The sequence below is a fragment of the Paragemmobacter straminiformis genome (assembly GCF_014243445.1).
Classification (GTDB): domain Bacteria; phylum Pseudomonadota; class Alphaproteobacteria; order Rhodobacterales; family Rhodobacteraceae; genus Paragemmobacter; species Paragemmobacter straminiformis.
In genome coordinates this window covers 304,747-330,103 of sequence record NZ_JACLQD010000004.1, presented here as the reverse complement: position 1 = coordinate 330,103, position 25,357 = coordinate 304,747, and the positions used below count along the sequence as shown (strand labels likewise).

General features: G+C 67.4%; 26 protein-coding genes. 9 read left to right on the top strand and 17 right to left on the bottom strand.

Going from position 1 to position 25,357, the window contains the following annotated elements; genetic code table 11:
• Positions 1-265: 265 nt before the first annotated feature.
• The 6 genes from tdh to epmA form a co-directional block, all read right to left on the bottom strand.
• Positions 266-1,291, bottom strand: coding sequence for an L-threonine 3-dehydrogenase (gene tdh, locus H7F16_RS14975; RefSeq protein WP_185798541.1), 1,026 nt, complete (start codon positions 1,289-1,291; stop codon positions 266-268).
• An 8-nt stretch (positions 1,292-1,299) separates the two neighbouring features.
• Positions 1,300-2,493, bottom strand: coding sequence for a glycine C-acetyltransferase (locus H7F16_RS14970; RefSeq protein WP_185798424.1), 1,194 nt, complete (start codon positions 2,491-2,493; stop codon positions 1,300-1,302).
• 175 nt (positions 2,494-2,668) lie between these two features.
• The gene (locus H7F16_RS14965; RefSeq protein WP_185798423.1) at positions 2,669-3,229 is read right to left on the bottom strand and encodes a helix-turn-helix domain-containing protein; all 561 of its coding nucleotides are present in this window, start codon (positions 3,227-3,229) and stop codon (positions 2,669-2,671) included.
• A gap of 118 nt (positions 3,230-3,347) precedes the next feature.
• Positions 3,348-4,832 (bottom strand): protein adenylyltransferase SelO, encoded by a 1,485-nt coding sequence (locus H7F16_RS14960; RefSeq protein ID WP_185798422.1) that lies wholly within the window; start codon positions 4,830-4,832, stop codon positions 3,348-3,350.
• An 81-nt stretch (positions 4,833-4,913) separates the two neighbouring features.
• The gene (locus H7F16_RS14955; protein ID WP_241741461.1) at positions 4,914-5,429 is read right to left on the bottom strand and encodes a putative pterin-binding protein; all 516 of its coding nucleotides are present in this window, start codon (positions 5,427-5,429) and stop codon (positions 4,914-4,916) included.
• 311 nt (positions 5,430-5,740) lie between these two features.
• Positions 5,741-6,778, bottom strand: coding sequence for an EF-P lysine aminoacylase EpmA (epmA, locus tag H7F16_RS14950; RefSeq protein ID WP_185798420.1), 1,038 nt, complete (start codon positions 6,776-6,778; stop codon positions 5,741-5,743).
• A 117-nt stretch (positions 6,779-6,895) separates the two neighbouring features.
• Between epmA and efp the strand changes: the two genes are divergently transcribed.
• Complete coding sequence (gene efp, locus H7F16_RS14945; protein ID WP_185798419.1) at positions 6,896-7,462, top strand: elongation factor P; 567 nt, start codon at positions 6,896-6,898, stop codon at positions 7,460-7,462.
• A gap of 443 nt (positions 7,463-7,905) precedes the next feature.
• On the opposite strand, the gene H7F16_RS14940 is transcribed toward efp, so the two are convergent.
• From H7F16_RS14940 to H7F16_RS14930, 3 genes are all read right to left on the bottom strand, one after another.
• Positions 7,906-8,217 (bottom strand): hypothetical protein, encoded by a 312-nt coding sequence (locus tag H7F16_RS14940; protein ID WP_185798418.1) that lies wholly within the window; start codon positions 8,215-8,217, stop codon positions 7,906-7,908.
• Positions 8,218-8,240: 23 nt separating this feature from the next.
• Entirely contained in the window at positions 8,241-8,546 is a 306-nt protein-coding gene (locus H7F16_RS14935) for a hypothetical protein (RefSeq protein ID WP_185798417.1), read from the bottom strand.
• Positions 8,547-8,666: 120 nt separating this feature from the next.
• Positions 8,667-9,662, bottom strand: a complete 996-nt coding sequence (locus H7F16_RS14930; protein WP_277818389.1) for an aldo/keto reductase — start codon at positions 9,660-9,662, stop codon at positions 8,667-8,669.
• A gap of 100 nt (positions 9,663-9,762) precedes the next feature.
• On the opposite strand from H7F16_RS14930, the gene surE reads away from it, so the two are divergent.
• From surE to H7F16_RS14910, 4 genes are read left to right on the top strand one after another with little or no spacing between them, the layout of a single operon-like run.
• On the top strand, positions 9,763-10,548 hold the full coding sequence (surE, locus tag H7F16_RS14925) for a 5'/3'-nucleotidase SurE (protein WP_185798416.1): 786 nt from the start codon (positions 9,763-9,765) through the stop codon (positions 10,546-10,548).
• Complete coding sequence (locus tag H7F16_RS14920) at positions 10,545-11,216, top strand: protein-L-isoaspartate(D-aspartate) O-methyltransferase (RefSeq protein ID WP_185798415.1); 672 nt, start codon at positions 10,545-10,547, stop codon at positions 11,214-11,216. The genes surE and H7F16_RS14920 overlap by 4 nt, the downstream gene beginning before the upstream one ends.
• A 53-nt stretch (positions 11,217-11,269) precedes the next feature.
• On the top strand, positions 11,270-12,538 hold the full coding sequence (locus H7F16_RS14915; RefSeq protein WP_185798414.1) for a M23 family metallopeptidase: 1,269 nt from the start codon (positions 11,270-11,272) through the stop codon (positions 12,536-12,538).
• A 39-nt stretch (positions 12,539-12,577) separates the two neighbouring features.
• On the top strand, positions 12,578-13,489 hold the full coding sequence (locus H7F16_RS14910) for an FkbM family methyltransferase (RefSeq protein WP_185798413.1): 912 nt from the start codon (positions 12,578-12,580) through the stop codon (positions 13,487-13,489).
• A 59-nt stretch (positions 13,490-13,548) separates the two neighbouring features.
• On the opposite strand, the gene H7F16_RS14905 is transcribed toward H7F16_RS14910, so the two are convergent.
• The 5 genes from H7F16_RS14905 to tatA form a co-directional block, all read right to left on the bottom strand.
• Positions 13,549-14,826: a hemolysin family protein gene (locus H7F16_RS14905; protein ID WP_185798412.1), complete on the bottom strand. Its 1,278-nt coding sequence runs from the start codon at positions 14,824-14,826 to the stop codon at positions 13,549-13,551.
• 343 nt (positions 14,827-15,169) lie between these two features.
• On the bottom strand, positions 15,170-15,967 hold the full coding sequence (locus tag H7F16_RS14900; protein ID WP_185798539.1) for an ATP-binding protein: 798 nt from the start codon (positions 15,965-15,967) through the stop codon (positions 15,170-15,172).
• A gap of 38 nt (positions 15,968-16,005) precedes the next feature.
• The gene (gene tatC / locus H7F16_RS14895) at positions 16,006-16,887 is read right to left on the bottom strand and encodes a twin-arginine translocase subunit TatC (RefSeq protein ID WP_185798411.1); all 882 of its coding nucleotides are present in this window, start codon (positions 16,885-16,887) and stop codon (positions 16,006-16,008) included.
• Positions 16,884-17,582 carry a Sec-independent protein translocase protein TatB gene (gene tatB / locus H7F16_RS14890; protein ID WP_185798410.1) on the bottom strand — a complete coding sequence of 233 codons (699 nt, stop codon included), beginning with the start codon at positions 17,580-17,582 and terminating at the stop codon, positions 16,884-16,886. The genes tatC and tatB overlap by 4 nt, the downstream gene beginning before the upstream one ends.
• A 42-nt stretch (positions 17,583-17,624) precedes the next feature.
• The gene (gene tatA / locus H7F16_RS14885) at positions 17,625-17,846 is read right to left on the bottom strand and encodes a twin-arginine translocase TatA/TatE family subunit (RefSeq protein WP_185798409.1); all 222 of its coding nucleotides are present in this window, start codon (positions 17,844-17,846) and stop codon (positions 17,625-17,627) included.
• Positions 17,847-18,028: 182 nt separating this feature from the next.
• Here tatA and H7F16_RS14880 point away from each other — a divergent pair, with 182 nt between their 5' ends.
• Positions 18,029-18,391, top strand: a complete 363-nt coding sequence (locus H7F16_RS14880) for a helix-turn-helix transcriptional regulator (RefSeq protein ID WP_185798408.1) — start codon at positions 18,029-18,031, stop codon at positions 18,389-18,391.
• A 64-nt stretch (positions 18,392-18,455) separates the two neighbouring features.
• Here H7F16_RS14880 and H7F16_RS14875 read toward each other — a convergent pair whose 3' ends face one another.
• Both H7F16_RS14875 and H7F16_RS14870 read right to left on the bottom strand, forming a co-directional pair.
• Positions 18,456-19,535 carry an ABC transporter ATP-binding protein gene (locus H7F16_RS14875; protein ID WP_185798407.1) on the bottom strand — a complete coding sequence of 360 codons (1,080 nt, stop codon included), beginning with the start codon at positions 19,533-19,535 and terminating at the stop codon, positions 18,456-18,458.
• A gap of 300 nt (positions 19,536-19,835) precedes the next feature.
• Positions 19,836-20,615, bottom strand: coding sequence for an SDR family oxidoreductase (locus tag H7F16_RS14870; protein WP_185798406.1), 780 nt, complete (start codon positions 20,613-20,615; stop codon positions 19,836-19,838).
• Between the two features lie 108 nt (positions 20,616-20,723).
• Between H7F16_RS14870 and H7F16_RS14865 the strand changes: the two genes are divergently transcribed.
• The gene (locus tag H7F16_RS14865; RefSeq protein WP_185798405.1) at positions 20,724-22,322 is read left to right on the top strand and encodes a peptide chain release factor 3; all 1,599 of its coding nucleotides are present in this window, start codon (positions 20,724-20,726) and stop codon (positions 22,320-22,322) included.
• Position 22,323: 1 nt separating this feature from the next.
• Complete coding sequence (locus H7F16_RS14860) at positions 22,324-22,938, top strand: hypothetical protein (RefSeq protein ID WP_185798404.1); 615 nt, start codon at positions 22,324-22,326, stop codon at positions 22,936-22,938.
• A gap of 56 nt (positions 22,939-22,994) precedes the next feature.
• On the opposite strand, the gene H7F16_RS14855 is transcribed toward H7F16_RS14860, so the two are convergent.
• On the bottom strand, positions 22,995-23,420 hold the full coding sequence (locus H7F16_RS14855; RefSeq protein WP_185798403.1) for an OsmC family peroxiredoxin: 426 nt from the start codon (positions 23,418-23,420) through the stop codon (positions 22,995-22,997).
• Positions 23,421-23,646: 226 nt separating this feature from the next.
• Between H7F16_RS14855 and H7F16_RS14850 the strand changes: the two genes are divergently transcribed.
• Entirely contained in the window at positions 23,647-25,329 is a 1,683-nt protein-coding gene (locus H7F16_RS14850) for a DEAD/DEAH box helicase (protein ID WP_185798402.1), read from the top strand.
• Positions 25,330-25,357: the final 28 nt, after the last annotated feature.

Below are 25,357 nucleotides of genomic sequence, written 5' to 3'. Positions count from 1 at the left end.
TTCCCCCCGCCGCCAGAACCGCACGGCGCAACCGCACGGCGCAACCGCACGGCGCAACCGCACGGGCCCCCCGCCGCGCGCCCTGCCCGCCCAAGCGGTGAGGGCCGCCTGCCCTCCCCGCACCCCTCCCAGGATTATTTTTCAAGGATGAAGGGGAAACAGCCAACCGCGCGCCCCGCCGATCCGTCGGGCGGCACGGCGGTTTCGCCATCGGTCCGTTCGGGCAGGCAGCGGAAGATTTGCCCCCGCCACAGCCGCAAACGCCTCAGCCCCAGTCGAGAACGACCTTCCCCGACAACCCCGAGCGCATCGCGGCGAAGCCTTCGGCAAAATCATCCACGCGGAAGCGGTGCGTAATCACCTTGCGCACATCCAGCCCGTTTTCCAGCATGGCGATCATCTTGTACCAAGTCTCGAAGATCTCGCGCCCGTAGACCCCCTTGATCGTGATCGCCTTGAACACAATCCGGCTCCAGTCGACGGGGCTTTTGCCCGGCGGGATGCCCAGCATGGCGATCCGCCCCCCCATCACAAGGTTCTCGACCATCTGGTCGAGTGCGGCCTGATTGCCGCTCATCTCCATGCCGACATCGAACCCCTCGGTCATCTTCAACCGCGCCTTCACGTCCGAAAGCTGCTCTTCGGCCACGTTCACAGGCATCACATCCGCGACCTCGGCCGCCAGTTTCAGCCGTGCGGGGTTCACATCCGTGATCACCACATGCCGCGCCCCCACGTGCCGCGCCACGGCGGCAGCCATGATCCCGATCGGCCCCGCCCCCGTGATCAGCACATCCTCGCCCACCAGATCGAAGCTCAGCGCCGTATGCACCGCATTGCCCAACGGGTCGAGGATCGCCCCGATCTCGTCGTCGATGGCCTCGGGAAGCGGCACCACGTTGAATGCCGGAAGCCGCAGGTATTCCGCGAAAGCGCCGGGCTCGTTCACCCCGATCCCCCGCGTCTCGGGGTCAAGGTGGAACTTGCCTGCACGGCTTTGCCGCGAATGCCGCCCGATCAGATGCCCCTCGCCCGAACAGCGCTGCCCGATGGACAGCCCCTCGACATTGCGCCCGATCTCGACGATCTCGCCCGCGAATTCATGCCCCGTGACCAGCGGCACGGGAACGGTCCGCGCCGCCCATTCGTCCCAGTTCCAGATATGGATATCCGTCCCGCAGATGCCGGTCTTCCTTATGCGGATCAGCACATCGTCGGGGCCGATCTCGGGCACGGGGCGGCGCTCCATCCACAGCCCCGGCTCTGCCTTGGCCTTCACCAGCGCCTTCATCTCGTTGCTCATGCCAGCACCCCCGTTGCCCGCCCCGCCGCGCGGAACGCCTCCAACCCGAAATCCAGATCGTCACGGCCCAGCCGCGCATTCATCTGCGTCCTGATCCGCGCCGCGCCCTTTGGCACGACCGGAAAGAAGAACCCCGCCACATGCACGCCGCGCAGGGCCAATTCCGCAGCCATCGCCTGCGCCAGCCCCGCCTCGCCCAGCATCACGGGAACGATCGGGTGTTCCCCCGCCAGCAGCGTGAACCCCGCTTCCGCCAGCCCCGCCCGCCAGTAGCGCGCATTCTCGAACAGACGCGCCCGCAGGTCATTCGCCCCTTCGACGATGTCCAGCGCCGCCAGCCCCGCCCCCACCACCGCAGGCGGCAAGGCGTTTGAAAACAGATAGGGCCGCGCGCGCTGCCGCAGCACCTCGACCACCGCCCGCGGCCCCGCGACATAGCCGCCCAAGGCCCCGCCCAGCGCCTTGCCCAAGGTGCCGGTCAGGATATCGACCTCCACCCCGAAATGCGCGGGCGTCCCCCGCCCCTCCGGCCCCATGAAGCCCGTGGCATGGCAATCATCCACCATGACCATCGCGCCATGACGTTCGGCCAAGGCGGTGATCTCGGGCAGCTTCGCCAGATACCCGTCCATCGAAAAGACGCCATCCGTGGCGATCATCACAAACCGCGCGCCCCCGGCCCGCGCCGCCTTGAGCTGCGTTTCCAGATCATCCATGTCCGAATTGGCGTAACGGTAGCGCCGCGCCTTGGACAGGCGCACCCCGTCGATGATGCTTGCATGGTTCAGACTGTCCGAGATGATGGCATCCTCGGCCCCCAGCAACGGCTCGAACAGCCCCCCGTTGGCATCGAAACAGGCGGCAAACAGGATCGCATCCTCCTTGCCCAGAAAGCGCGCGATCCGCGCCTCGAGCGCGCGGTGCAGGTCCTGCGTGCCGCAGATGAAGCGCACGCTCGCCATCCCGTAGCCGTGGCCCGCCATCGCCGCCTCTGCCGCCGCAATCAGGCGCGGGTCATCCGCAAGGCCAAGGTAGTTGTTGGCGCACAGGTTCAGCATCTCGCGCCCGCCCATGCGCACCCGCACCCCCTGCGCCCCCGCGATCTCGCGCTCGCGCTTCAAAAGCCCCTCCGCCTCGATCCCCCGCAAGCTCTCGTCCAGATAGGCCAGAAACGCCGACTTGTCCGCCATGACAGAACCCTTTCCGCTATATCGGAAGCATCGCACAGCCCGCCCGATCCGTCAACATAGCGGAATAAATTCCGCAATGCCGGAAAAACCGCGACCAAAGCACCAAACTTGCGCCTTCAGCCTTGCCCAAATACTCGAAAACCGCCCGCCCCGCCGCGCAACGGCGGCAGACCGCTCAACTGTCCTGCACGATCAGAATGGCCCGCGCGGCCCCGCCCTCGGCCCGTATCTCGTGCGGGCGGTCGGCGGCATAGCGCGCCACATCGCCCGCGCCCAGATGCTCGGCCTCGTCGCCCGACCGCACCGTCAGCGCACCCTCGATCACCGTCAGATGCTCGCGGCACCCCGCCGAATGGGCCGAGGACACCAGCGCCCCCCCGGCGGCAAAGGCCAGATCGTAAACCTCGTGCTCGCCCACGGTTTCGGCAGGAGAGAGAATCCGGATCGTCACCCCCTCGCCCCGCCCCGCGATCACGGGCGCGGCGGCGGCCCGCGTCACGGTGATGCCCCGCGCGGGCGCCGCACCCAGAAGCCCCGCGAAATCCACCTGCAAGGCCTGCGTCAGGTTCCACAGCGTCGCCACGGTGGGGCTGCTTTCCCCGCGCTCGATCTGGCTCACCATCGACCGCGACACACCCGACAGCTTGGCCACCGCATCCAGCGACAGGCCCCGCGCCCGCCGCGTCTCGCGCAGCGACAGCGCCAGTCTTTCGGTGATGTCGGTCCGCTGGTCCATGCCCGAAGGATGCACCCCGCCTCGCGGCAACGGAAGCGGAAAATGACGCATCTTCCGCGCACGGGTCCGCCGCGGCCCCGGCCCCGGCGGCGCAGGCGGAATTTGCGTCAAATTCCGGTCACGTCCCGCAATAGGTCACATAGCGCCCGAACCCCGAGGGCGCGGGCAGCATGAAGGCCTCGTCCTCGTCAAAGGGCCGCGTCACCGCCGCCAGCAGCGCATGGAACGGCCCCATATCGCCCGCCGTCGCCGCATCGAGCGCGGCCTCGACGCGATGGTTGCGCGGAATGACCGCCGGATTGGCCGCCCGCAACCGCGCTGCGGCCCACGCGCCCAAACGGCCGCGCCAGCGCGGCAACCATGCCCGCATCGCGGCGGGGTCCGCGAAAAGCGGCAGGATCGCCCCGTCCGCTGACCCGTCGGCTGATCCGCCCGCTGCCCCCCCTTCTGATCCGTCGCCTGCCACCGCATCCGCAAGCCGCCGGAAGGTCAGCGTCCAGTCGGCCTCCTGCCCCGCCATCGCCGCAAGCAACCCCTCCACCAGATCGGCATGGTCCTCGCCCGTGCCCTCCAGCGCGAGCTTGGCCCGCATCACCGCCAGCCACTCCGCCCGATAGCGCCCGGCGATCCCCTCGAGCCGCCCGTTGGCCAGATCGACGGCCCTGTCCCCGTCGGCATCGAACAGCGACAGCAGCGCCTCGGCCAGCCGCGCAAGGTTCCAGCCCAGAATCAGCGGCTGGTTGCCATAGGCATAGCGCCCCGTATGGTCGATCGAGGAAAACACCGTCCCCTCGGCATAGCCTTCCATAAAGGCACAGGGGCCATAGTCGATGGTCTCGCCCGACAACGCCATGTTGTCGGTATTCATCACGCCGTGGATGAACCCCACCCCCATCCACTGCGCGATCAGCCGCGCCTGCGCGGCCACCACGGCATCGAACAGCGCCAGATAGGGGTTCGCGGCCCCCGCACAGTCGGGATAATGCCGCGCGATGGTGTAATCGGCCAAAGCCTTCACCTGCGCCAGATCGCCCCGTGCCGCAAAGAACTGAAAGGTCCCCACACGGATGTGGCTCGCCGCGACCCGCGTCAGCACCGCACCGGGCAAGGCCACCTCGCGCAGCACATCCTCGCCCGTCGCCACCACGGCCAGGGCGCGCGTCGTGGGAATGCCCAAGGCATGCATCGCCTCGCCCAGCAGATATTCCCGCAGCATCGGCCCAAGCGCCGCCTTGCCGTCCCCCCCGCGCGAGAACGGCGTCCGGCCCGACCCCTTCAGCGCGATGTCCCGCCGCTGTCCGGCGCGGTCCACCACCTCGCCCAGCAGAACAGCACGCCCGTCGCCAAGCTGTGCCGAAAAGCCGCCGAACTGGTGGCCCGCATAGGCCTGCGCCACAGGCTCGGCCCCGTCCGGCACGGCGCGCCCCGACAGCACCTCGGCCACCGCCGCCGCATCGCCCAGCCCAAGGCCAAGCTCCGCGGCCAGCCCCTCGTTCAGCACCACCAGCCGCGGCGCGGGGGCAACGGCGGGCCGCACCGGCAGGAACGTCCCGGGAAGCGCGCGCACATAGCTGTTGTCGAAGCGAAAGGCGGCAAGGCTCATGTCAGGCTCCCTCGCGCCAATTGAAAAGGCGCCAGCCCGATATGGGCGGCGCCTTCCGTCTTGGCAAGCGATCCGGTGGCCTTACTCGGCCGCGATGTCCATCTTGGCGACCTGCCAGATCGACCGGGCATAGACCACCTCGCTCTGGTAGTCCTTGCTCGAGTCGTAGGGGTAGATCACCCAGAGCGGGCCCTTGTCGCGCACCGACAGCTCGGCCCCGTTCGCTTCAAAGGCCAGCACGGCGCCACCCTCGACCGCATCGGTCATCGGGATCTGCACCGTATAGTCGTTCAGCGCCGAGGCCGCGATCATGCCGCCCGTCGCGCCGACTTCCTTCATCAGACGCTCCAGCGACACGCCGCGGAACTCCTGCACCCCGTCCGTCCAGATGGTCGAGGTGGTCACCGTGACCGGATCAAGCGCCTGCAACATCGCCAGATCGAATTCGGCCGCATCGCCCGCATTGGTGCGGTCGATCTGGCCGGTCACGGTCAGCACCACCTCGCCGGTCGGTGCCGGCAGCGGTTCGCCCGCCTCTGCGCTCCACCCCGAGAAACCCAAGGCCGCCACAGCCGCCAACACTTTCACAAAACCCATATCCATTTCCCCTGTTTATCCCCGCGCCTCATTACGACTGATCCGCGCTTTCTTGCATCTATCCAAAGGAGGTAATGTCATCATCTTTCGTCTCGAAATCGGGCCGCGCCTGCGCTTTTTCCGCAGTCCGGCACGATCCGGGGCGCAAACACCGCCCCGCCACCCGTCTGCCCACCCGTCTGGCCACCCGTCTGGCCCCCACATCCGCGCAGCCTCGGGGCCAAGCGTAAATCCCCCCGCAAATGCAGACCAGTGCCGAAGTCACACGCGAAAGCGCAGCCCCGATCGCAGCCCGATCCGGCGCAAGGCGCCTAGCCCGCCACAGGCACCCAGATCACATCGTCGATGCGCGGCGCGCCGGTGGCCAGCATCACCAGCCGGTCAAAGCCCAGCGCGATCCCGCTCGCATCGGGCATATGGCCCAAGGCGGCCAGAAAATCCTCGTCCAGCGGATAGCGTTCGCCGTAGACCCGCGCCTTCTCGTCCATCTCCAACCCGAAGCGCCGCCGCTGTTCGGCCGGATTGGTCAACTCTCCGAAACCGTTGGCCAGTTCCACCCCGCAGGCATAGACCTCGAAGCGTTCCGCAACCCGCCCGTCACCCGCCACGGGCCGCGCCAGCGCCGCCTCGGCGGCCGGATAGCGGTCAAGCATGGTGATCCGCCCCAGCCCCAGCTGCGGCTCGACCTTTTCCGAAAGACAGCGGCTCAGCATATCCGACCACGTGTCATCCCCGGCGACCCGCACCCCCGCCGCCTGCACCTGCCCCCGCAGCGCCCCGGCATCGGTTTCCCCGTCCGGCCCGATGGTGGCCAGCAGGTCCACCCCCGCATGGCGCGCAAAGGCTTCGGCCACGCTCAGCCGCTCATAGGGCTGGAACGGGTCGCACGCGCGCCCGCGAAAGCGCAAGACCTCCGACCCCGCCGCCCGCACCGCCAGACGCAGGAACGCGGCGGTATCCTCCATCAGCACGGCGTAATCCTCAGCCACCCGATACCATTCGAGCATGGTGAACTCGGGGCTGTGCAGCGCCCCCCGCTCGCGGTTGCGCCAGACATGGGCAAAGGCCGCGATCCGCGTCTCGCCCGCCGCCAGCAGCTTTTTCATCGCGAATTCGGGGCTGGTGTGCAGATACATCCGCCGCGCCACCCCGTCATTGCCGATGGCCTCGGTGGCAAAGGCATGCAGATGCGCCTCGTTGCCGGGGCTGACCTGAAGCGCCACGGGGTCCACCTCGACAAAGTCGCGCTCTGCCAGCCAGCCACGGATGGCCGCCTGAATCCGGTTCCGCGCCAGCAGCACCCCCCGCCGGTCCGCATGCCGCCCCCGCTCCCACCACGCACCTTCCATGACCTGCCCGCTTTCGGTTTGAGATTTCCGCAAAGATGCGCTAGATGCCGCGCCAGCATATCCTGAATACGGGGCGCAAATACGCGCCCCCGTCCGAAACCGCAAGGAAACGACCCCGTGAAAGTCATCGCCTCCTCCCTCCGCAAGGGCAATGTCGTCGAGATGGACGGCCGCCTCTACGCCGTCCTCAAGGCCGAGAATTTCCATCCCGGCAAGGGCACGCCGACCACCTCGGTCGACATGCGCCGCATCTCCGACGGGGTTAAGGTCGCCGAACGCTGGCGCACGACCGAGATGGTCGAGAAAGCCACCGTCGACGAACGCGAATACGACTTTCTCTACAGCGACGGCGAAGGCTTCCACTTCATGGAACCGGCCTCTTACGAACAGATCACCGTCTCCCCCGATGTCGTGGGCGAAGACGACGTGTTCCTGTCCGAAGGCATCAAGGTCTATCTGAAAACCTTCGAAGGCGTGTGCATCGCCCTCGAACTGCCGCAGAAAGTGACCGTCGAGATCACCGAGACCGAGCCTGTCGTCAAAGGCCAGACCGCCTCGTCCTCCTACAAGCCCGCCATGTGCTCGAACGGCGTGCGCGTGATGGTTCCGCCCCATATCGGCGCCGGCACCCGCATCATCATCAACACCGAAGACCGCTCTTACGTCGAACGCGCCCGCGACTGATCGCGCGGGCCGGCGCGGGCCGGCACGACCCCACGACTTCACGACTCCACGACCTCACGGGCGCCCCGCAACGGGCGCCCGTTTGCCTTGTGCGCCCCCGCCATCGCGGGGCCAGCCGCCGCAGCGCAGCGCCCGATTCCGCAGATGCAGAAAAATTATTCCCCCTCGCGCGCCGATCCGCGCGGAAATCCGCGACCGTGTCCGCGATATTCCGCCGATCCGGAACAATATTCCGCATCCGCCAGATTCTTCGGAACCCTCGCTTCACGGAATGCGACTATACTGTGTCAATCAATCACGTCGGAGCGCACTGCCATGCGAAAGACCCACTCTCTCGGCCCCGCCTCGGGCCGATCCGGTTCTACGCCCTCGAACTGGGCACCGATCGCATTGTTCACGCTGGCCTATGTCGCCATCCTCGCGGTTCTGTTCGCACCCGAAGGCTACTTCCTCGCAGACCCCGTCGCGTCCGTCGCGTCAGACTGAACCGCAGCCGCAGCCTCGCCTGCCGCAACCATCCGCAGCGCACCTGCGGCGATCAGGGCAGCCCGCGGGTCCGGCCCCGCCGCGATCCGCTCGAGCGAGCGGCGGGCAAGGTCGGGCCGCGCCCCCTCGCCCAGCACCTGCCGGAAGGCGGCTTCCGCCTCGGCGGCGGCCCAGCCCTCGCCCGCCAGCCTGATCCGCGTCAAGGCAATCCCGAAGGCCCCGCCTTCCGGTGCCGTGCGTCCCGTCCGTGCCGTCCAGAATGCCCGCATCCCATCCTCCCTTGCGGCAAAGCCTAGCCCGCCTGCCTTGCCGATCCGTTAACGCCCTGCCTGACCTGCAGCGCCGGACAGCGCGCGGCGACAAGTGCGGCGCGCGGCTCCGGTCCGGCTGCGATATGCAAAAGGCATGCCTTCGCCAGTGCGATGGCCTCGGCGTGGCGTTCCGTCACCAGAACCTGCCGCAGCGTCGCATCCGCCTGACGCTTGGCCACGGGTTCGCCGATCTCGCGAATCCGCAACAGCGCCTGCATCAGCGCGCGCCCCTCGCCCGCCCCTGCCCGAAACGGGCCGCGCCTGCGAAACATACCGAAAGCCACCATTACCAACCCGTGCAACCCGCACACAGGACTGTCTAACGGCAGCGGTTAACGCGGTTTTCGCGCCCGCAGGGAAAATTCCCGCAATTTTATCGGCTTGGCCCTTCGGGCGCGCGCCGCGTCTCAGCCGTGCCCAGCCACCGCATGGGGCACATAGGGCGCCTCAAGCCGCGCGATCTGATCGGCCGACAGCTCGAGCGACAGCCCCGCCAGCGCCTCGGCCAGCTGCGCGGGCTTGCTCACCCCGATGATCGGCGCCGTCACCCCCGCCTTCTGGCGCACCCATGCCAGCGCCACCTGCGCCATGGGCCGCCCGACCTCGGCCGCCACCTCCTGCACCGCCTCGATCACGGCGCGGTCCGCCGCCTCGGTCCGGTCGTAAAGCACCCGCATATAGGCATCCGTCTGCCCCCGCGCCGTCTCGGTCCCCCAGGGGCGGGTCAGCCGCCCCCGCGCCATCGGCGACCACGGGATCATCCCCACCCCCTGGTCAAGGCACAGCGGCACCATCTCGCGCTCTTCCTCGCGGTAGATCAGGTTGATCTGGTTCTGCATCGAAATGAACGGCGTCCAGCCATTGGCCCGCGCCACCTCCTGCGCCTTGGCGAATTGCCATGCGAACATGCTCGACGCCCCCAGATACCGCGCCTTGCCCGCCTTCACCACATCGTGCAAGGCCTCCATCGTCTCGGCAATCGGCGTGTCGTAATCCCAGCGATGGATCTGATAGAGGTCCACATGATCGGTCTTCAACCGCCGCAGGCTCGCATCGATATTGTGCATGATCGCCCGCCGCGACAGGCCCTGCATATGCGGCTCGGCCTCCATCACCCCATGCACCTTGGTCGCCAGCACGATCTCGTCCCGCCGTGCGATGCTCCACAGGTAATCGCCCAGAATCTCCTCGGACGATCCGTCCGAATAGATGTTGGCCGTGTCCAGAAAGCTGATCCCCGCCTCGACCGCCGCGCGGATCAGCGGGCGGCTCTCGGCCTCGGACAGGGTCCACCTGTGCCCCCCGCGCGAGGGTTCGCCATAGGTCATGCAGCCCAGACACAGCTCCGACACCTGCAACCCCGATGCCCCCAACCGCTTCATCCGCATCGCCCGACCCTCCATCTTTGCCACACCAGACTAACCCCGCACGCCTTGGCCGCAACCCCCGCTTGCCGCCCCCCGCGCCCTCGTCTAATCAGGGGGCCAGCAATACAGGCACAGCATGCGCATCCTTGTGACGAATGACGACGGCATCAACGCTCCGGGCCTTCAGGTTCTGGAAGAAATCGCCCATGCCATCGCCGGCCCGCAGGGCGAGGTATGGGTCGTCGCCCCCGCGTTCGAACAATCGGGTGTCGGCCATTGCATCAGCTACACCCACCCGATGATGATCGCCAAGCTCGCCCCCCGCCGCTTTGCGGCCGAGGGCAGCCCCGCCGATTGCGTGCTTGCAGGCATCTACGACGTGCTTGACGGCGCCAAACCCGATCTGGTGCTTTCGGGCGTCAACCGCGGCAACAACTCGGGCGAGAACGTGCTTTACTCCGGCACCATCGGCGGCGCGATGGAGGCGGCCTTGCAGGGCATCCCCGCCATCGCCCTGTCGCAATTCTTCGGCCCCGAAATGGATGGCCTGTCCGACCCGTTCGAAGCCGCCCGCACCCACGGCACCGCCGTGGTCCGCAAACTGCTCGACGCCGGCATCTGGACCAACGACGACTACCGCACCTTCTACAACGTGAACTTCCCGCCCCTTCCCGCCGCGCGGGTCAAGGGCACCCGCGTCGCGGCGCAGGGCTTCCGCCGCGACACCTCGTTCAGCGTCGAACCGCACCAGTCGCCCTCGGGGCGCAAGTTCCTGTGGATCAAGGGCGGCCCGCAGCAGACCCCCACGCTTCCCGGCACCGATGCGGCGGTGAACCTCGAAGGCTACATCTCGGTCACCCCCATGCGCGCGGACCTGACCGCGCATGACCTTCTGGCCGACCTTTCGGCGCGGCTCGCATGACAGGGGGGGCCGGAGACTTCGACGACGAAGGCTCCGTTGCCGAACGCAAGATGCGCTTTCTTTACGCCCTCCGCTCGCGCGGCGTCACCGACCACCGCGTCCTCTCGGCGATGGAACGCACCGACCGCGGCCTTTTCGTCCGTGGCGTCTTTGCCGACCGCGCCTACGAGGACATGCCCCTTCCCATCGCCTGCGGCCAGACCATCAGCCAACCCTCCATCGTCGGGCTGATGACGCAGGCGCTGAACGTCCAGCCCCGCGACAAGGTGCTCGAAGTCGGCACCGGCTCGGGCTATCAGGCCGCGATCCTCTCGCACCTCGCCCGCCGCGTCTACACCGTCGACCGCCACCGCCGCCTCGTGCGCGAAGCCTCCGACCTCTTCGCGGCGCTCGACCTGACCAACATCACCGCCATCACCTCGGACGGCAGCTTCGGCCTGCCCGATCAGGCCCCCTTCGACCGCATCATCGTCACAGCCGCAGCGGAAGACCCGCCAAGCCCGCTCTTGGCGCAGTTGAAAACCGGCGGTATCATGGTGCTGCCGGTCGGCCAGTCCGACACGGTGCAAAGTCTCATAAAAGTGACGCGCACCGAAAGCGGTTTCGACTATGACGAACTTCGACCCGTGCGCTTTGTCCCGCTTGTCGAAGGGCTGGGCACGGAATAGACGGCAAATAGATCAGGCCGGGACCAACCCGGACCGCTTGTAAGGGCAGAGCAATGACCATCCAGACGTGGCACCTCCTCGGCAAGACGGCGCTTCTCCTCGGCACCTGCGCGCTTGCCGCCTGTTCCGGCGGCACGAACCCCATCGACAACCTCGACTGGGACCTGCGCGGCGGCAATGTCATGACCACCGCCGCCGCCGCGCGCGGCGTCACCGCCGCCCGCCCCACGCCCGACGGGCGCGGCGTCATCTCCTACCCCGGCTATCAGGTGGCCGTGGCCCGCCGCGGCGACACACCCGCGACCGTCGCCGCCCGCATCGGCCTCACGCCCGCCGAACTCGCCAGCTACAATGCCGTCGATGCGAATGCCCCCCTGCGTGACGGCGAAGTCCTCGCCCTGCCCCGCCGGGTCGAGGGTGGCGCCTTCGCCGCAGCCCCGGGCAGCGCCATCGGCGGCGGCACCGTCGCCTCGGCCCCGCTTCGCGCAGGCAGCGCCGCGCGGCCGGGATCGGTCGATGTCTCGTCCATCGCCACCACCGCCCTCGACCGCGTCGACACCGCCGCCCCCGCAGCCCCTGCCCCCGCCACGGCAGCGCCCGCCGCCAACCTCGGCGACATGGCGCCCACGCGGCATCAGGTCAAACGCGGCGAAACCGCCTTCTCCATCGCCCGCACCTATGGCGTCTCGGCCCGCGCTTTGGCCGACTGGAACGGCCTCGGCCCCGACCTCGACGTGCGCGAGGGCCAGTATCTCATGATCCCGACCCCGACCGGCGCCCCGCCCGAGGCCGAAGCCCAACCCGCCCAACCCGCCAAGGTCGCGACCTCGGCCCCCGGTGCGGGAACGCCCACGCCGACACCGCCTTCGGCCAAGCAGCCCCTGCCCGCCGAAACCCCGAAAACCGCGGCAGAGGTTGCCGATTCCGCCCCCGCCTCGCCCGAGATGTCGCAGGAACGCACCACCGCATCCTCGGCGCAATTCGCCATGCCGGTTTCGGGCAACATCATCCGCACCTACCAGCCGAAAAAGAACGAAGGCATCGACATCGCCGCCCCCGCAGGCACGGCCGTTCAGGCCGCCGCCGCAGGCACCGTCGCCGCCATCACCCAGGACACCGAACAAACCCCGATCATCGTCATCCGCCACGACGGCGGGCTGCTGACCGTCTATGCCGGCGTCGCGGGCATCAAGGTGAAAAAGGGCGACAAGGTCACCCGTGGCCAGACCATCGCCACCGTCCGCTCGGGCAACCCCGCCTTCCTGCATTTCGAAGTCCGTCGCGGCGTCGAAAGCACCGACCCGATGCCCTACCTGAAATAGGCCGACCCCGCTTTTCCTTTTCCGTAGTTGCAGGTTCCCATGTCCAAATCCAAAAGCAAGCCGGCCAAGAAACCTGCCCCGAAGCAGGCCCCGAAGCCGACGTCGAAACCTGCCGTGAAAACAACGGCCAAGACCGGCCTCGCATCCGGATTGAAATCGCTCGAAGCGGCGGCGGCCCTCGCCTCGGAACTGGCCGCACCCCCCGCAGGGCCCGCCCTGCCGCCCGAACCCGAAGCGGCCCCCGCCCCTGCGGCGGCATCCGCTCCCGCCCCGTCCGAGGCCCCCATCATCGCCACCCTGCACGGCGTGCGCGTCCCCGCCGCACCCCACCTCGGCCCGTCGATGATCACCTCGCTGAACGAAGGCCGCTACGAACGCAACGAGGTCGCCTGCGGTCTCGCCGCCATCCCCAAGGGCGCGCGCATCCTCGAACTCGGCGCGGGCGCGGGCGTCGTGGGCGCGATCCTCGCCATGAACCTCGCCCCCAAGGCCCTGCTCAGCATCGAGGCAAACCCCGCGCTGATCCCGCATATCGCCCATCTGCACGCAACGAACGGCCTGTCCGACATCATCACCCTGCGCCACGCCGTCGTGCTTACCGCGCCCGACGCACCCGCCAGCATCGACTTTTTCGTGATGGGCAATTTCCTCGGCTCCGGCCTCGTCTCGCGCAAGCCCGACCGCGCGCAGACCGTCTCGGTTCCCGTCTTGCGCTATGCCGACCTCGTGGCCGACTTCGCCCCCGACACGATCATGATGGATATCGAAGGGGGCGAGCTGGACTTTCTGCGCCACGCCGATCTGACCGGAATCAACACCTTCGTCGCAGAATTCCACCGCGACATCTACGGCCGCGAAGGCATGCAGGAATGCCGCCGCCTGCTCTCGGCCCAGGGCCTGCGCATCGACGAGGCGACCTGCCGCCCCGGTGTCCATGTCTGGAAACGCTGACGCCCCCCTTCTCTGACGCCAGCCGTCTCTGACCTCCCGCGTCTCAGGCAGCAGCGGCGCTAGTCGGCCGTCTTGCTGACCAGAACCTTGTCGATCCGCCGGTCGTCGAAATCCATGATCTCGAACCGCAGCCCCTCGGCCTCGACGGCCTCGCCCAGCGCGGGCAGGCGGCCAAAGATGTTCAGCACCAGCCCCGCCACCGTCTCGTAGCCGCCCGCCAATTCGCGCGGCAGGCCCATGCGGTCGCAGAATTCATCCGCAGGCATCCAGCCCGACACCAGCAGCGACCCGTCCGCCCGCTCGACCAGCGCCGGCTCCTCCGCCGTGGCCGCCGCGACCGACCCCGTGATCGCCTCGAGAATATCGCCCGAGGTGATGATCCCCTCGAAATGCCCGTATTCGTCATAGACCAGCGCCAGATGGTCGTCCGACCCCTGCAAGATCTCCATCACATCCAGCGCATCGGCCATGTCCGACACCACAGGCACCTCGCGCAGCAGCTTCTTCGGGTCCAGCGTCTCGCGCCGCGACAGGGCGTTGAACGCATCCGAAAGCCGCACGATCCCGACCACCTCGCCCGACTCGCGGCTTTGCACCGGCATGCGGGGCCGCGCGATGCGCCGGATCGCCGCCACCGTCTCGACACTGCTCGCCTCAAGCTCCAGCATCTCCACCTCGTGGCGCGGCGTCATCAGCGCACGGGCCGAACGGTCCGCCAGCCGCATCACCCCCGCCATCATCTCGCGCTCTTCGGGTTCGATCAGCCCTTCCTCATGCGCCTCGGACAGCAGCGTATGCACCTCCTCCTCGGTCACCTTCGCCGTGCTCTCGCCCGATTGCCCCATCAGGAACAGCACCAGCCGCCCCGAATGCTCCAGCACCCAGACCACGGGTGCGGCCGCCCTGGACAGGATCAGCATCGCAGGCGCCATGCGGATAGCGATGCCTTCGGCATTCTTCAGCGCAAGCTGCTTTGGCACAAGCTCGCCCACGATCAGCGACAGATAGGTCAGCACCAGCACGACCCCGCCCACGCCCAGCGTGTTCGCCGTCTCGCGCGCCATGCCTTCCGCAGCCAGCCAGTCCGAAAGCCGCGCGCCCAGCGTCGCCCCCGAAAAGGCACCCGACAGCACGCCAACCATCGTAATCCCGATCTGCACGGTCGAGAGAAACCGCCCCGGCTGTTCGGCCAAGCGCAGCGCCGCCCCCGCCCCCCGCGACTTCCCCTCGAGCGAGCGCAACCGCGCAGGCCGCGCCGAGACGATGGCCATCTCGGACATGGAAAGCACCCCGTTCACGACGATCAGGGCGAGGACGATGAGAATTTCGAAAAGCATAGGCACCACAGGCAAAAGGAAGGCCCTAGGCTAAGCACCGCGCCCCCCACCCGCAAGGCCCGCCCCGCCCCACCCCGATTTTTCTGCGAAAAATCCCGAAAATCCTGCGGCCTCGCATGGGCTGCACCCTCGCAGGGGGGCCAGCCCCCCCATCGGCCAAGGGGCCGATTTCCCCCCGGGATATTTGGGTCGGTGTGAAAGCCGCACGGGGCTTCATCCTTGCCCAAATACTCAAATCCACCACGCCCGACCAGAAACCGGCGGCCAGAAACCGGCAGCCGGTAACATTGCCCGCCCGTTCGGGCGCCTGCCCCGATTTTTCGCAGAAAAATCGCCGCTCCGGTCAGCCCGGGACCTTCACGCCTTCGCGTGCGGCAAGGTCGCAGAAGAATTGCCAGGCCACGCGGCCCGACCGTCCGCCCCGCGTTGCCTGCCATTCGATGGCCTCGGCCCGCAACCTCTCGTCCGGAACCGCAACGCCATGCGCCGCGCAATAGCCCGCGATCATCGCCAGATATTCGTCCTGCGAACAGGGGTGGAACCCGAGCCACAGCCCGAACCGGTCCGACAGGCTGACCTTTTCCTCCACCGCCTCGGTGGAATGGATCGCCGCCTGGGTCTCGTTCTCGATCATGTCGCGCGGCATCAGATGCCTGCGGTTCGAGGTGGCATAGAACAGCACGTTCTCGGGCCGCCCCTCGATGCCGCCATCCAGCACCGCCTTGAGGCTTTTGTAATGCTGGTCGTCATGGCTGAACGACAGATCGTCGCAGAACAGGATGAACCGCGCCCGCGCCCCGCGCAGCACGCCCAACAGGCGCCCGACGCTCGGCAAATCCTCGCGGCTCAATTCCACGATCTTCAGATCATGCCCTTCGGCGCGCACCGCCGCATGCACGGCCTTGACCAGCGACGATTTCCCCATCCCCCGCGCGCCCCAGAGCAGCGCGTTGTTGGCCGGCAATCCGGCGGCAAAATGGCGGGTGTTCTCGAGAAGCGTGTCGCGCGACCGGTTCACCCCGACCAGCAGCGACAGGTCCACGCGGGCCACCCGTGCCACCGGTTCCAGCCGGTCGGGCGCCGTGTGCCAGACGAAAGCCTCGGCCCCGAAATCGGGTGCCGCAAGGGGCGCCGGTGCCATCCGCTCCAGCGCCCCCGCGATCCGTTCCAGCACCGATCTCACGCCGCGTCTTCCTCGTCTTCGTCCACCCAGGTGCCCTCGGCCCGCATCTTGGCCTCGCGCGTCTTTTCGATGCGCCGGATCAGGAAGATCGACACCTCGTAAAGCGGGTAGATGGCCGAAAACAGGATAATCTGGCTGATCACATCCGGCGGCGTCGCCACCGCGGCAAGGATCAGGATCGCCACCACCGCGTATTTCCGCATGGCCGACAGGCCCTTCGACCCGATCAGCCCCGCCTTGCCCAGCAGCACCAGCAGCACCGGCAACTGGAAGCACAGTCCGAAGGCAAGGATGAACTTCATCGTCACCCCGAGGTATTCCTGCGCCGACCCCTGGAACACGATCCCCGGAACCGACGCCACCTGCTTGAGAGGGTCCGCCGCATCCGCGACCGCCCCGCTCGCCGCCCCGCTTGCGGCCGAGCCGAATTGCTGGAAGCCGAGGAAGAAGTTGAACGCCATCGGCAGGACGACAAAATAGGCAAAGGCCGCCCCGAAGAAGAACATCACCGGCGAGGCGATCAGAAACGGCAGAAGCGCGCTCTGCTCGGACCGGTAGAGCCCCGGCGCCACAAAGCGCCACAACTGGTAGGCAATGACCGGAAAGGCCAGCACCAGCCCGCCGAAGAGCGAGATGTTGATGGCCACGAAAAACCCTTCCTGCGGCGAGATCAGCACCAGCTGGCAGTTCTGCCCCATGCCTGCCAGCACCTTGCAGATCGGCTGCGACAGGAAGTTGAACACCTGCATCGCAAAGGGATAGACCGTGAACATGGCCACGACAAAGGCCGCCGCCGACCACATCAGCCGGTTGCGCAGCTCTGCCAGATGCTCGACCAGCGGGGCCGAGCTGTCCTCGATATCGTCCTGCGTCGTCATGCGTCACTCTTCTTGCGTCTGACTGGCGGCTTCTTCGCCGGTTTCGCGGCTTCCGCCACAGCTTCGGGCGCGGGCTCTGCGGCTTTTCTGGCACGGGGCGCGCGTGGCTTGGGCGCAGGCGCTGCGGCACTTTCCGCCGCAGCCTTCTGCGCGGCGGCTTCGGCATCGGCCTTGGCCCGCGCGGCAAAGGTGGCGCTGGCGGATGCCGCGGCCTTCGCCTGCAACTCATGCGCCTTGGCCCGCGCGGCAGCCGCTTCCGAAGCCCGCTTGTCGGCCAGCGCCTTGGTTTCCGGCCCGATCTCGGTGCCCCCCACGGTCACGACCGAAGCCGCAGCCCCCGCCGCCGGAGCGGCGGCAGCAGTCGCCGTCGCGGCGGCACCCGGCCGCATCACCGTTTTCGGGTCCCATTTCTCGAACTTGCGCGCCGCATCCTCCAGCGCATTGATCCCGAGGCTCGACGGGTTCGTCGCGGCCTTCAGACCGGTCTGAAGCCCGTTCAGGTCCTTCTTCACCTCGTCCAGCCCCGAAGCCTTGGCCGCATCATCCATCGCCCGCTGGAATTCCCGCGCCATGCCCCGCGCCTTCGAGGTGACCCGACCGAGCGCATGGAACATGCGCGGCAGGTCCTTCGGCCCCACGAAGATCAGCGCGACGACCCCGATCAGGACCAGTTCGCTCCAGCCGATATCAAGCATGTCTCAGCCCTTCCCTCGCCAAATCCGGGCGCAAGGCCGGACTCAGACCTTTTCCTTCTCGGTCTCCGGCGTCACGTCGCGCGCGGCCTCGACAGCCGCCGCGGCGGCAGCTTCCGCCTCGGCCGAGCCATCCTTGACCCCGCGCTTGAAGGCCGTGATGCCCTTGCCCACTTCGCCCATCAGGTTCGAAATCTTGCCGCGCCCGAAAAGCACCAGCACGACTGCGGCGATGATGATGATTTCCAAAGGTCCCAAACGTCCCATGACCGTCTCCTTGATCCGTGGTCGCCCTGCCTGCGGCAAGCGACTCCCTGCACTTCGCCGGTCATTTATGCCCAAGCCTGCCGGACCGAAAAGCGCCGAATCTCTGCTTTCCTAGCGCTACTGACAGTTATATGTCAGTAGCCTGTCAGTCCCTCGCCCCCTGCTTGCATCAAAGCCCCCCGATGAACCGCGACGACCGCATCTTCGACCTGATCCAGATCCTGCGCGACGGGCGGCTTCATACTGCGGCCGAACTGGCCCTCGCGACCGGAGTCTCGACCCGCACCATCTGGCGCGACATGGGGGTGATGGCCCGCTCGGGCCTGCCGGTCGATGGCGAAAGGGGCCTCGGCTACATCCTGCGCTCACCCCTGCTGCTGCCGCCCACGCTGATGACGCAAGACGAACTCGACGCGCTGGTCGAGGGGCTGACCCATGTCTCCGCCGCCGAAGGCCCGCGCGCGCGCGCCGCCCGCAACCTGCTTGCCAAAGTGGCGACACTGATGCCGCAAGCCGGCCTCGCGCATGACGACCTGCCGGATTGACCGGACAGGCGCACCCAAGCCCTGCCCCCGCCCCCGAAGGCCGCAGGCTTGGGGCACCCCGCCCCTACCTCTTGCCGAAGACGAAACACCTGTCACGCCGGATCATCAGCCACAGCGCCGTGCCGGCCTTGGGCAGGAACACCCCCGGCACGCTTGCCGTCAGCACCGATCCGTCAAACTCCATCCGGAATTCCACCAGCGAATTCGCCCCCAGATAGCGCGCGCGCTGCACCACCCCCCGCGCGGGCGTGCCATCGCCCACCGTCGGGTTCGGCCCGCGCCCGCCACGGTCGAAATCGATCTTCAGGTGCTGCGGGCGGATCACGATCTCCACCTCGGCCCCGTCCGCATGGCCCGGAGTCAGAAAGGCGCCAAAGGGCGTTTCGGTCAGCGCCCCGCGACTGACGCCACGGATGACGTTGATGTCCGAAAAGAACGCCGCCGCCGCACGGTCCACCGGCGCGTTGTAGACGTTGTAGGGCGCGCCCTGCTGCACGATCCGCCCCGCCCGCATCAGCGCGATCTCGTCGGCCATGCGCATCGCCTCGTCGGGCTCGTGCGTGACCAGCAGCACAGCCGCGCCCTCTTCCTTCAGCACATCCAGCGTCACATCGCGGATCCCGTCGCGCAACCGGTTGTCGAGACCGGAAAACGGCTCGTCCATAAGCATGACCCGTGGCCGCGGTGCCAGCGCCCGCGCCAGCGCCACCCGCTGCTGCTCGCCGCCCGACAGCTCGTGCGGATGCTTGGCGCCGTAGCCGGTCAGATTGACCCGCTCGAGCAACTCGCCCACCCGCGCGGCCTTGGCCGCCTTGTCACCCGACAGGCCGAAGGCCACGTTCTGCGCCACGGTCAGATGCGGAAACAGCGCAAAGTCCTGAAACATCAACCCGACCGACCGCGCCTCGGGCGGCAGGTTCACACCGGCTCCGAACATCGCGGCCCCGTCGATCCTGACCACCCCCGCATCGGGCCGCTCGACCCCTGCGATCATCCGCAGCGTCGTCGACTTGCCGCAGCCCGACGGGCCAAGCAGACAGGTCACCTGCCCCGCCGCAACCGTCAGCGATACCGAATCCACCACGGGCCGCCCCCCGAAAGAACGGGTCAGCCCTGACACCTCAAGCCGGATGGCATTCGACATGCAACGATCCCAAGCGAAACAATCGGGAATAGCCCTAGCAGCCAAGCCCCCCGTCCGCAAGCAGGCCGCCCGCGCGCGCAGGGGGCTTTCCGCCCCCTCGCCCTTTCAGGGCTCACCCCCGAGGATATTTTCGGCAAGAGGAAGCAGCGCCGATTTCCTCTTGCCCGAAATATCCTCGGGGGGTGAGACGGCGCAGCCGTCGAGGGGGGCAGACAGCCCCCCTCTCGCGCGGCCGTTAACCTTAACAGCCCGTCAAATGGGTGAGCGTCGCATCTGCATCACCCGTGCATTGCCGCAGGCTCAGATCGTCGCGTTGGTCGCCCCGCCGTCGAGCAGGATGTTCTGCCCCACGATGAACCCCGCATGGACCGAGCAGAGAAAGGCGCAGGCCGCCCCGAATTCGGCCGCCGTCCCGTAACGCCGCGCCGGAATCCCCGCCGCCCGCCGCCGCCGCGCCTCGTCCATCGTGATCCCTTCGGCCTTGACCACACCACTGTCGAGCGAGACCGCCCGATCCGTGTCGTGAATTCCGGGCAGCAGGTTGTTGATCGTCACACCCTTTTCCGCCACCTGCCGCGAGGTTCCCGCGACAAAGCCGGTCAACCCCGTCCGCGCGGTGTTCGACAGCCCCAACTGCCCGATCGGCGCCTTGACCGATTGCGAGGTGATGTTCACCACCCGCCCCCAGCCCCTGTCCATCATCGCAGGCATCAGCGCCTGCATCAGCGCGATGGGCGTCAGCATATTGGCGTCGATGGCGCGGATGAAATCCTCGCGGCTCCAGTCCGACCACAGCCCCGGCGGCGGACCGCCTGCGTTTGTCACAAGGATATCAACCCCTTGCGCGGCATCAAGCACCCGCGCCCGCCCCTCTTCGGTCGTGATGTCGGCCGCCACCGTGACCACGCCCACCTGATACTTTGCCCGTATCGCGGCCGCCGTCGCCTCAAGCGCATCGGCCCCCCGCGCGTTCAGCACAAGGTCCACGCCCGCCTCGGCCAGCGCCTCGGCACAGCCGCGCCCCAACCCCTTGCTCGATGCGCAGACCAGCGCCCGCTTGCCCCTGATCCCCAGATCCATGACGCCCTCCGTTGCTTTGGCCCAAGACCTAGCACCCCCGGCCCTGCGCTGCCAATCCAAAGGGCGCAACAGGTGGACGCCGCCCCCGCTTTCGGCTAAATCCCCGCCATGCTGGACAATCGCCCCCAACTTCCGCCCGAAATCGCCCGCCGCCGGACCTTTGCGATCATTTCGCACCCCGACGCCGGCAAGACCACGCTTACCGAAAAGTTCCTGCTTTTCGGCGGCGCAATCCAGATGGCGGGCCAGGTCCGCGCCAAGGGCGAAGCCCGCCGCACGCGGTCGGACTTCATGAAAATGGAGCAGGAGCGGGGCATTTCCGTCAGCGCCTCGGCCATGTCCTTCGACTACGGCAAATACCGCTTCAACCTTGTCGACACCCCCGGCCACAGCGATTTCTCGGAAGACACCTACCGCACGCTGACGGCTGTCGATGCCGCGATCATGGTGATCGACGGGGCAAAGGGCGTCGAATCCCAGACGCAGAAACTGTTCGAGGTCTGCCGCCTGCGCGACCTGCCGATCCTGACCTTCTGCAACAAGATGGACCGCGAATCCCGCGACACCTTCGAGATCATCGACGAGATCCAGGAAAACCTTGCCATCGATGTCACCCCCGCCTCGTGGCCCATCGGCATGGGGCGCGATTTCGTCGGCGCCTACGACCTGTTGCGCGACCGGCTTGAAATCATGGACCGCGCCGACCGCAACCGTGTCGCCGAAACCGTGCAGATCAGCGGCCTCGACGACCCCAAGCTTGCCGATCACGTCCCCGCCGACCTTCTCGCCAAGCTGCGCGAAGAGGTCGACATGGCCCGCCAGCTTCTGCCCGCCTTCGACCGCGAAAGCTTCCTCAACGGCTCGATGACGCCGATCTGGTTCGGCTCGGCCATCAACTCCTTCGGCGTACGCGAGCTGATGGACGGCATGGGCGATTACGGCCCCGAACCGCAGGTCCAGACCGCCGCCGAACGCCAGATCGCCCCCGAAGAGGCGCCCGTCACCGGCTTCGTCTTCAAGGTGCAGGCGAACATGGACCCGAAACACCGCGACCGCGTGGCCTTTGTCCGCCTCGCCTCGGGCCATTTCGAACGCGGCATGAAACTGCTGCATGTCCGCTCCAAGAAAACGATGGCAGTCTCGAACCCCGTCCTCTTCCTTGCCGCCGACCGCGAGCTTGCCGAAGAGGCATGGGCCGGCGACATCATCGGCATCCCGAACCACGGCCAGCTCCGCATCGGCGACGCCCTGACCGAGGGCGAGGCGCTCCGCTTCACCGGCATCCCCTCCTTTGCGCCCGAACTCCTGCAAGGCGTCCGCGCGGGCGACCCGATGAAGGCCAAGCACCTCGAAAAGGCCCTGACCCAATTCGCCGAGGAAGGTGCCGCCAAGGTCTTCAAACCGATGATCGGCTCGGGCTTCATCGTGGGCGTCGTGGGCCAGCTGCAATTCGAGGTTCTGGCAAGCCGCATCGAACAGGAATACGGCCTGCCCGTCAGGTTCGAGCCCTCGCAATTCACCAGCGCACGCTGGGTTTCGGGCCCCAAGGACGAGATGGAAAAGTTCATCAACGTGAACAAAGGCCATATCGGGCAGGACAGCGACGGCGACACCGTCTTTCTCACCCGCCTGAAATGGGACATCGACCGCATCGAACGCGATTACCCCAAGCTCACCCTGTCCGCGACGAAGCAGATGATGGTGTGACATGCGCAACCGCGTGCAGCCTGACGGAACTTTCGACAGGCTGCCGCAGCGCGGGCAATTCATGGGCAACCGCGGCTGCCTGCACGATGCCACCGGAACCCTGCGCCGTCCCTATTCGGGCAAGCTCTGGATCACCTGCACCCTGCGCGAAAAACCCGCCCGGGGCAAAGTCCCGCGCGCCGCGCCGAACCGCTACACCCCGCTGTTCTTTCTGGACGAGGCCGTGGCCTGCGCCGCCGGACACCGCCCCTGCGCCGAATGCCGCCGCCCCGTCTACAACGACTTCCGCGCCGCATGGGCACGCGCTTTCGGACTAACAGAGAAAGCAGGCGCATTCGATGCCGCCCTGCACGCCGCCCGCCTCGACGGCCGCAGCCAGCGCCGCCACAGCGCGCGGGCCGAGGCTCTGCCCTTCGGTGCCTATCTCCTCTGGCAAGGCAGGCCCCATCTTCGGGGCGATGGCGCGCTGCACCCCTACACCCCGCAGGGCTACCTTCCGCCCGTCGCCATACCGGGGGCCGAGGTCGTCGTCCTTACGCCTGACCCGATCGTCCGCGTGATGCAGGCAGGCTGGCGACCGCAGCTTTCCGCCGCAACCGACCGCCCCTCTTGGTAGCGAAAAGGGCACCTCTCCGGTGCCCTTTACCTTTGCGTCCCGCTGCCAGCCTGCGATCAGCCGACCGCGACTTCCATCGTCACCTTGGCATTCAGCAGCTTCGAGATCGGGCACCCCGCCTTGGCCTTCTCGGCCAGTTCCAGCACCTTGGCCTCTTCCGCCGGAGCCTTCACCCGCACCACAAGATGCGCGGTCTTGACCGTGGGGCCGCCCTCGGTCGTCGGGTCCAGCCCGATGGTCGAGGTCGCCTCGATCCGCTCGGGCACGATGCCCTCGCCGCTCATCAGCGCCGACAGGAACATGGCATAGCACCCCGCATGCGCCGCCCCGATCAGCTCCTCGGGGTTCGACCCCTTGGCACCCTCGAAGCGCGTGGCAAAGGTGTAGGGCAGGTCCGAAATCGTCCCGCTCTGGGTGGTCAGTTTCCCCGCGCCATCCTTCAGGGTTCCTTTCCAGACGGCGGTAGAATGTTTCTCGATCATGGTGCGACACTCCGATGGTTTTCTTCGCTTCACAGATAGCGCCAAAGACCCGCAGGAAAAGCAAGTTCGCAAAGTCATATTTCTCCGCCTTTCCTGTAATCCTTGACCCTGCACAGCTTTTGGGCTAAGGGCGATGCAAGCCAAATCGGCCCAGACGCCGGGGCGCCCGGAACATTGCGTCCCTTGTTTTCCAATGCGGTCCGATACCGCATCCCATAGGACGCTTATGACCAAATTCTCCGACCTCGCGCTCGATCCGCGCGTTCTTCAGGCCGTTTCCGAAGCAGGCTACGAAACCCCCACGCCCATTCAGGCCCAGGCCATCCCGCATGCGCTGCAAGGGCGAGACGTGCTTGGCATCGCCCAGACCGGCACGGGCAAGACCGCCAGCTTCACGCTGCCGATGATCACCCTTCTGGGACAGGGCCGCGCCCGCGCCCGCATGCCCCGCAGCCTTGTCCTTGCGCCCACGCGCGAACTGGCCGCACAGGTTGCCGAAAACTTCGACACCTACGCCAAGCATACCAAACTGACCAAGGCCCTGCTGATCGGCGGCGTCTCCTTCGGCGAGCAGGACAAGCTGATCGACCGTGGCGTCGACGTGCTGATCGCCACCCCCGGCCGCCTGCTCGACCATTTCGAACGTGGCAAGCTGTTGCTGACCGGCGTGCAGATCATGGTCGTGGACGAAGCCGACCGCATGCTCGACATGGGTTTCATTCCCGATATCGAACGCATTTTCCAGCTGACGCCCTTTACCCGTCAGACCCTGTTCTTCTCGGCCACGATGGCCCCCGAGATCGAGCGTATCACCTCGACCTTCCTGACCAACCCCGCCAAGATCGAGGTCGAGCGTCAAAGCTCCGCCTCCTCGACCATCGAGCAGAAGCTGATCCAGTTCACCCCGTCGCGCAAGGATCGCAGCTTCGGCGAAAAGCGTGCCGTCCTGCGCCAGCTCATCAAGAACGAGGGCGAGGCCTGCACCAACGCCATCATCTTCTGCAACCGCAAGATGGATGTGGATGTGGTCGCCAAGTCGCTGAAATCGCACGGCTTCAACGCCGCGCCGATCCACGGCGATCTTGAACAGTCGCAGCGCATGAAAACGCTCGACGGCTTCCGCGACGGCACCTTGCACCTTCTGGTCGCCTCGGATGTGGCGGCGCGCGGCCTCGACATTCCGGCGGTAAGCCATGTGTTCAACTTCGATGTGCCCTCGCATCCCGAAGATTACGTCCACCGCATCGGCCGCACCGGCCGCGCCGGACGTCTGGGCAAGGCCGTGACCATCGCCACCCCGCATGACGACAAATACATCAACGCCATCGAAAGCCTTGTTAAGCAGCCGATCCCGCGCGGCGAACTGCCCGAAGGCGTCGATCTTGCCTCGGCAGGCGACAGCGCCCCGCGCGAGGACCGCAAGGACCGTGGCGGCGAAGGCCGTGGCGACCGTGGCGGCCGCTCCGACTCGGGTCGCAGCGGTTCGGGCCGCAGCCGTGACCGCAACCGTGGCACGCGCGAACCGCAGCCGCATGGCGAAAACGCCTCGATGACCCCCATCCCCGTGATCGAAGCGCCCGAGGTGGAAGCCGTCGAAGCCGCCCCCGCCCCCCAACCCCGCCGCGACGAACCCCGCCGCGACGACCGGCCCCGCGAAGAGCGCCGCGATGACCGCCCCCGTGGTGACCGCAACGGCGACCGCAGCGAAGACCGCTCGCGCGACCGCAACCGCGACGAACCCCGCCGCGATGACCGTCGCGATGACCGTCGCCGCGACGACCGCCGCGACTCGCCCGTCGTCGGCATGGGCGACCACGTCCCCGACTTCATCCTGCGCAGCTTCAAGATCGCCGAAGCCCCGCACACGGACGAGATCGAAGAGGAAGCCCACGCCGTCAGCGAGGCATGAACCAAATGCGGCAGGCGACACCGCCTGC

Excerpts from the sequence above, each read along its gene's own strand:
- tdh (WP_185798541.1), bottom strand. The coding sequence starts at position 1,291 with ATGAAGGCGCTGGTGAAGGCCAAGGCAGAGCCGGGGCTGTGGATGGAG.
- H7F16_RS14970 (WP_185798424.1), bottom strand. The coding sequence starts at position 2,493 with ATGGCGGACAAGTCGGCGTTTCTGGCCTATCTGGACGAGAGCTTGCGG.
- H7F16_RS14965 (WP_185798423.1), bottom strand. The coding sequence starts at position 3,229 with ATGGACCAGCGGACCGACATCACCGAAAGACTGGCGCTGTCGCTGCGC.
- H7F16_RS14960 (WP_185798422.1), bottom strand. The coding sequence starts at position 4,832 with ATGAGCCTTGCCGCCTTTCGCTTCGACAACAGCTATGTGCGCGCGCTT.
- H7F16_RS14955 (WP_241741461.1), bottom strand. The coding sequence starts at position 5,429 with ATGGGTTTTGTGAAAGTGTTGGCGGCTGTGGCGGCCTTGGGTTTCTCG.
- epmA (WP_185798420.1), bottom strand. The coding sequence starts at position 6,778 with ATGGAAGGTGCGTGGTGGGAGCGGGGGCGGCATGCGGACCGGCGGGGG.
- H7F16_RS14940 (WP_185798418.1), bottom strand. The coding sequence starts at position 8,217 with ATGCGGGCATTCTGGACGGCACGGACGGGACGCACGGCACCGGAAGGC.
- H7F16_RS14935 (WP_185798417.1), bottom strand. The coding sequence starts at position 8,546 with ATGGTGGCTTTCGGTATGTTTCGCAGGCGCGGCCCGTTTCGGGCAGGG.
- H7F16_RS14930 (WP_277818389.1), bottom strand. The coding sequence starts at position 9,662 with ATGGAGGGTCGGGCGATGCGGATGAAGCGGTTGGGGGCATCGGGGTTG.
- surE (WP_185798416.1), top strand. The coding sequence starts at position 9,763 with ATGCGCATCCTTGTGACGAATGACGACGGCATCAACGCTCCGGGCCTT.
- H7F16_RS14920 (WP_185798415.1), top strand. The coding sequence starts at position 10,545 with ATGACAGGGGGGGCCGGAGACTTCGACGACGAAGGCTCCGTTGCCGAA.
- H7F16_RS14915 (WP_185798414.1), top strand. The coding sequence starts at position 11,270 with ATGACCATCCAGACGTGGCACCTCCTCGGCAAGACGGCGCTTCTCCTC.
- H7F16_RS14910 (WP_185798413.1), top strand. The coding sequence starts at position 12,578 with ATGTCCAAATCCAAAAGCAAGCCGGCCAAGAAACCTGCCCCGAAGCAG.
- H7F16_RS14905 (WP_185798412.1), bottom strand. The coding sequence starts at position 14,826 with ATGCTTTTCGAAATTCTCATCGTCCTCGCCCTGATCGTCGTGAACGGG.
- H7F16_RS14900 (WP_185798539.1), bottom strand. The coding sequence starts at position 15,967 with ATGGCACCGGCGCCCCTTGCGGCACCCGATTTCGGGGCCGAGGCTTTC.
- tatC (WP_185798411.1), bottom strand. The coding sequence starts at position 16,887 with ATGACGACGCAGGACGATATCGAGGACAGCTCGGCCCCGCTGGTCGAG.
- tatB (WP_185798410.1), bottom strand. The coding sequence starts at position 17,582 with ATGCTTGATATCGGCTGGAGCGAACTGGTCCTGATCGGGGTCGTCGCG.
- tatA (WP_185798409.1), bottom strand. The coding sequence starts at position 17,846 with ATGGGACGTTTGGGACCTTTGGAAATCATCATCATCGCCGCAGTCGTG.
- H7F16_RS14880 (WP_185798408.1), top strand. The coding sequence starts at position 18,029 with ATGAACCGCGACGACCGCATCTTCGACCTGATCCAGATCCTGCGCGAC.
- H7F16_RS14875 (WP_185798407.1), bottom strand. The coding sequence starts at position 19,535 with ATGTCGAATGCCATCCGGCTTGAGGTGTCAGGGCTGACCCGTTCTTTC.
- H7F16_RS14870 (WP_185798406.1), bottom strand. The coding sequence starts at position 20,615 with ATGGATCTGGGGATCAGGGGCAAGCGGGCGCTGGTCTGCGCATCGAGC.
- H7F16_RS14865 (WP_185798405.1), top strand. The coding sequence starts at position 20,724 with ATGCTGGACAATCGCCCCCAACTTCCGCCCGAAATCGCCCGCCGCCGG.
- H7F16_RS14860 (WP_185798404.1), top strand. The coding sequence starts at position 22,324 with ATGCGCAACCGCGTGCAGCCTGACGGAACTTTCGACAGGCTGCCGCAG.
- H7F16_RS14855 (WP_185798403.1), bottom strand. The coding sequence starts at position 23,420 with ATGATCGAGAAACATTCTACCGCCGTCTGGAAAGGAACCCTGAAGGAT.
- H7F16_RS14850 (WP_185798402.1), top strand. The coding sequence starts at position 23,647 with ATGACCAAATTCTCCGACCTCGCGCTCGATCCGCGCGTTCTTCAGGCC.